The sequence below is a fragment of the Bacteroidales bacterium genome (assembly GCA_012517825.1).
In the GTDB taxonomy this organism is placed as follows: domain Bacteria; phylum Bacteroidota; class Bacteroidia; order Bacteroidales; family JAAYUG01; genus JAAYUG01.
On the sequence record JAAYUG010000011.1, the window covers coordinates 1 to 4,771 of the forward strand.

General features: G+C 47.3%; 7 protein-coding genes. 1 reads left to right on the forward strand and 6 read right to left on the reverse strand.

Going from position 1 to position 4,771, the window contains the following annotated elements; genetic code table 11:
- The 4 genes from GX419_00875 to GX419_00890 all read right to left on the reverse strand — a co-directional run.
- The coding region (locus GX419_00875; GenBank protein ID NLI23244.1) for a hypothetical protein at positions 1 to 275 on the reverse strand (275 nt) is incomplete at its 3' end.
- A gap of 75 nt (positions 276 to 350) precedes the next feature.
- Positions 351 to 1,349 (reverse strand): glycoside hydrolase family 5 protein, encoded by a 999-nt coding sequence (locus GX419_00880; GenBank protein NLI23245.1) that lies wholly within the window; start codon positions 1,347 to 1,349, stop codon positions 351 to 353.
- A gap of 132 nt (positions 1,350 to 1,481) precedes the next feature.
- The gene (locus GX419_00885; GenBank protein ID NLI23246.1) at positions 1,482 to 2,342 is read right to left on the reverse strand and encodes a TIM barrel protein; all 861 of its coding nucleotides are present in this window, start codon (positions 2,340 to 2,342) and stop codon (positions 1,482 to 1,484) included.
- 75 nt (positions 2,343 to 2,417) lie between these two features.
- On the reverse strand, positions 2,418 to 3,038 hold the full coding sequence (locus GX419_00890) for a copper homeostasis protein CutC (GenBank protein ID NLI23247.1): 621 nt from the start codon (positions 3,036 to 3,038) through the stop codon (positions 2,418 to 2,420).
- Between the two features lie 267 nt (positions 3,039 to 3,305).
- Here GX419_00890 and GX419_00895 point away from each other — a divergent pair, with 267 nt between their 5' ends.
- On the forward strand, positions 3,306 to 3,974 hold the full coding sequence (locus tag GX419_00895; protein NLI23248.1) for a hypothetical protein: 669 nt from the start codon (positions 3,306 to 3,308) through the stop codon (positions 3,972 to 3,974).
- A 3-nt stretch (positions 3,975 to 3,977) separates the two neighbouring features.
- Here GX419_00895 and GX419_00900 read toward each other — a convergent pair whose 3' ends face one another.
- Both GX419_00900 and GX419_00905 read right to left on the reverse strand, forming a co-directional pair.
- On the reverse strand, positions 3,978 to 4,529 hold the full coding sequence (locus GX419_00900) for a hypothetical protein (protein NLI23249.1): 552 nt from the start codon (positions 4,527 to 4,529) through the stop codon (positions 3,978 to 3,980).
- An 81-nt stretch (positions 4,530 to 4,610) separates the two neighbouring features.
- A partial coding sequence (locus GX419_00905) for a GIY-YIG nuclease family protein (GenBank protein NLI23250.1) occupies positions 4,611 to 4,771 on the reverse strand: 161 nt, incomplete at its 5' end.

Sequence of the window (4,771 nt, forward strand, 5' to 3'; positions counted from 1 at the left end):
ACCCACGTAAGATAATTATCGCTGGAATGGTACCAGTCAGAACCCGCATTGGAAAAATTATTTTCCCAGTTGTAGCCTGTCATCCTGTTCCCTCCCTGGCGAAAAACCGTAAAGCGTTCCGAACCAGCCATATTCTGGTTGGTACCATATATGTAAGGGCTTATAGCGTGCCGCTGTGCACGGGCATTGATGGTAAACTGAACAGGAATTGTCTGGCAGATAATCTGCACTGAAGTAATAAGTAAAACGGATAGAAGGAAAAACCATTTTTTCATAGTCCACTCAGGTTTTGCTTATTTTATTTCCCCTGGTTGAAGATGCTTGCCCAATTCCAGTTCGGTTGTATGTGTCTATTTCGTGAGTATAGACTTAAAAAATGCACCCTGATGGGTCGGGGTGTAATTCCAGTCCGAGAACATCATCGGAGCCCAGTCCGGGTCAAACACCCACACCATCCATGAAATTCCCTTGGACGCACAGTAATCCACAATTCTCCTGCCGTATTCCTCATCGGCCATAACCGGCACATGGGCACCCTTGTCGGTAGGATAGCAGAAACCAATTTCGGTGGCAAAAACCGGGTAGGTATCGGCCACGAACCCCCAGTCTTTCTCCCATTGCGGTTCCCATGGTTTCTGGCGCTTCATGGGATAGGGATGGGAAACATAAGCGATGCTCTCAAATGGTAATGGTTCATAACGCACGGGAGCCAGATCGTAGGCCCAGTCGAAACCGGCTACAAGCACAATTTTGTCAGGGTCATATGCCCGGATCAGCCGGATCAGATCGGCATTGATTTCTTTCCATTGCGGCCATGTAATGCTTCCCAGACGGCCGTTAAAGTCAGTCGGCTCATTGAAAAGCTCAAAGAACGGAACGGAAGTACGGCCGGCATAGTGCTCTGCCATGGTGCGCCAGAAATTGTTGGTTTCCTGCAGGGTAGTATAGTAGCCCGGATTCTGGAATAAGCCCATACGCAGATTCCCAATGGAATGCCAGTCGATAATCACATACATTCCGAGCGATTCAGCCCATTCAATTCCCTGGTCCAACAGCTTCAGGTAGCTGGCCTCACCCAGTTCACGCCAGGCGGAAGGATGCACCGGAAACCGGAGGCAGTTTGCACCCCAGGCCTTTGCTTCCTCAAAATACTGCCGGGTCCAGTGTCCTGACCGGCTCAGTTTGGCAGGATCAGAGGTATTAAAGCCTCTGAAAACCACTACTTCGCCTCTTTCGTTTACAAACTGATTTTTCCTTACAGCAATCCTGGAAAGCTTTTGCTCAACCTGCGCCGATACGGATGCGACTGAAAACATTGCCAGCAGCAACAAACCAATGTACTTTTTCATAAAAGCTGTTTTTTATGTTATAAAGACCTGTGCCTTTGTTTTGTACTTAAAAGCTGACAACATTCAGCAAAAAACAAAAAAAGACATCCGCAGGAACAATTTTGCGGATGTCTTTTCGCACAAAAGTGTTATTTACTTTACGTAATCGGCTTTATTAAGAAATTCAAACGACAGTTTTACGCTTTCGACAGGGGTTGTGGAGTATTCTTCCTGTTCCACAATAGGATATTTCATGCCAGCCAGTTCGGCATTTTCGAACAAAGCTTTGAAATCCATTTTTCCGCTGGCGCCGATTTCCTTTTCATCTTTCACGTGCCAGAGAGGGAAGCGGCCAGGGTATTTTTTGAAATAGGCAATCGGGTCAGCTCCGCCGACAACCACCCACCACAGGTCCATCTGCATGAATACCTTGGTAGGATCAAGGTGCGCCAGCATGTAATCGTAAATAACCGTTGAATCGATGGTTTTGAATTCAGCATCATGGTTATGGTATCCGAATTCAATGCCTTTGGCCTTGCACTTTTCCCCTACAGCATTGAAATAGTCGCAGTACTTCTGCAGAACATCCAGCTTTTCGAAAGCATCTTTCCCCATAAAGGGCTGAACAATGTATTTAACACCGGCGGCTAAATGAGCGTCAATGCAAGTGTCCCACCAGGCCATGGTCGCATCCCACTGGCCTTCTTCCGGCAATGGACGTCCGGTATGCGAGCTGATAAACTGCATGCCGTTCTTTTCAACCAAAGCCTTAAAATCTGCAGGACTCATGCCGTAGAATTTGCCATCGGCATATCCGGCTGTTTCAACAAAGGCATAACCGATTTTCCCTACCTTTTCGACCGTTCCAACCGGATCAGTCTGCATATCATCGCGGAGGCTGTATAACTGCAAACCAATATTCTTCTTAGGGGCAGCTTTTTTACAGCCGGTTTGCATAATAACGCCCGGAACAAGCAGGGCAAGCAATGTAACAACTGACAGAATTTTTTTCATGGATTACAGGTTTAAATGGTTCGAGGCTCAAATTTATTAAATTACCGATACAATGGAAGAGGTAATGAAGGATATTTATTCAAGTGTACCCACAATTTTTCTTCCGTGGAATTCTTTTGCAGGTATTTTTTCGATGTGCAGGGCGATGTTTTCGCTGGTTATCTTTCCGGCCGCGACAATTTTCATCCTTCTTCCCGCCTGATGAATCATGGCACGCAGCATGTCAGCCCCTTCCATGGCAGTAGCTGCCCCACCCGATGAGAGAACCCTGTCAACCCCAGCTTCTTTAAGGCGGCTCAGTTCAAAAAGAATATCATGGGTCTCATCAATGGCCTTGTGGAAAGTAACCGGCAGAGGCCGGGCCAGTTCCAGAAAACTGTACAGGGTTTCCAGGTCCACCCTTTTTTCCGGAGTGAGCATCCCCATCACCAGACCATCGGCTCCGGCTTCCTTCAGTCTGAGCAAATCTTCCCGCATCACTTCCTTCTCCTCTTCGGTATAGGTATAATTACCACCCCGCGGCCTGATCATTACGAAGATGGGGATGGACAAATACCGGCGGCATACCTTCAGCGTACCTACCGTTGGGGTCGTCCCTCCCATAGCCAGATTCTCGCATAGTTCAATACGATGCGCCCCCTTTGCCGCCGCTTTCAACGCTTCAGATATATTTTCCACACAGGCTTCCAGAACAATCATAGCAAAAAACTGATTAGGGAGGCCAAAGGTAGAAATTTCCCCTGAATGACAGGAAGGAAATTCAACGGGGTCGCTTTTCCCCTTGCACGGAGCTGTTGGAAATGAATGTTTAGCCCGGCACCAGAAATTTTCGCGGCATCCTCCGTTATTAGTTTCGCAGGCTGTGCTATGCTATGGCCCGGCAAAAAATTCTGCAGTGGATGCAGAAATCGAAGCGGTGAGATATCACAAAAAATTGGATTAATTTTACTGAAACAAATCACTATGCGCAGCATTTTTCTTCTTTCATGTCTTCTGATGCTGTTTTCGCCCCGTCTTTACCCGCAAACCTGCCAGGTGCTGGTGAAAGAATTGCAGGGCGAATATACGGGAGGCTGCAAGAAAGGCCTGGCACACGGACAGGGGAAAGCCGCCGGCACGGATACTTATGAAGGCCATTTCAAAAACGGATATCCCCATGGAAAAGGAACCTACCGATGGGCTGACGGATCTGTATATACCGGCAACTGGAACATGGGAAAACGGGAAGGCGAAGGCACCTACCGGTATATGAAAAACGGCAGGGAAGAACTGCTCACAGGAATCTGGAAAAATGACGTGTATGTGGGCCCAAAACCGGTTCCCCCTAAGATTATCAAAAAGTACAACATCAATCAGGTAAGCTTTCACAAGGCAGGTGAAGGAAACCAGGTAATTCTGATGTTTAAGCAGGGCGGCATGGCCAATGCATCGATCATGGAACTAATGATAGCGGCGAACAACGGAATTGAATTCCGAAGCGGCAGCCAGATAGGCTATCAGCAGGTTACCTTCCCCTTTGAAGCAAAAATTACTTACAAAACCTGGAATCCCCTGCGAACCGTCCTGCTCGACTGTACCCTTGAATTTGTTATTACGGAACCAGGAAGGTGGGAAGTAAGAATAGAGAACTGAAACTCAGTACATGATTATTTCCTTGATGGGAATATCATCAGGCAGGTTCCGGATGTAAAACATTTCGGCGTTAAGAGCCTCTTCCGGAATCTGAAGCCGGAACGAACCACTGAACCCCTTTACAATAACATTCACCCCTATGCCACGCGAATAGTTGACGTTCAGCACCCGGTACTTTTTTTTCAGGTCACCATACGTCATGCCCACCCGTATTCCTTTGTCGGAAACAAATTCTTCGCGGGTAGTGCGAAACTCCCCGATGCGGTTATAGGTGGTATCGGTCCAGCCGGGCTCCAGTGTAAACAGAATACCCTTCTTATCGCGGATTACAAATTTTCTGGCGGTTTCCTTGCACCCGTCGCAAATGGGAACTTTTTCAAGTGTTACTCTGAAAAAGCGGGCTAGGTTCTGCGTAGCCGTATCAATATTCTGCCCTATCCATGTTAGATCGCCGATTTTATTTCCGTAGAGTACAAAATTCACAGTGTCCTGCCCCTCAGCAGTATAATGGATTACCGTAAAAAAGCACAAGAGAATGAAAAGTTTTTTCATCATGCATGTTCTCCGTCAGGGGACACTGAGCAGAACCTACATTGCAAATTTAATTGAAATTAGGGCAATTGATGCATGGACAGATTAATGTTGCACCCGAATTGTGCTCTTCATCTTTTTTATCTCTATTTCCCGCTTTATCGCATCCGTCTTGCTTTCATACGGCTCAATGTATACCAGTTTCCATGGCCTCCCCCGCCTGGTCGAAGTGGTTGCTCCCGCGTTGTGCTCTTCCAGCCTCTCCT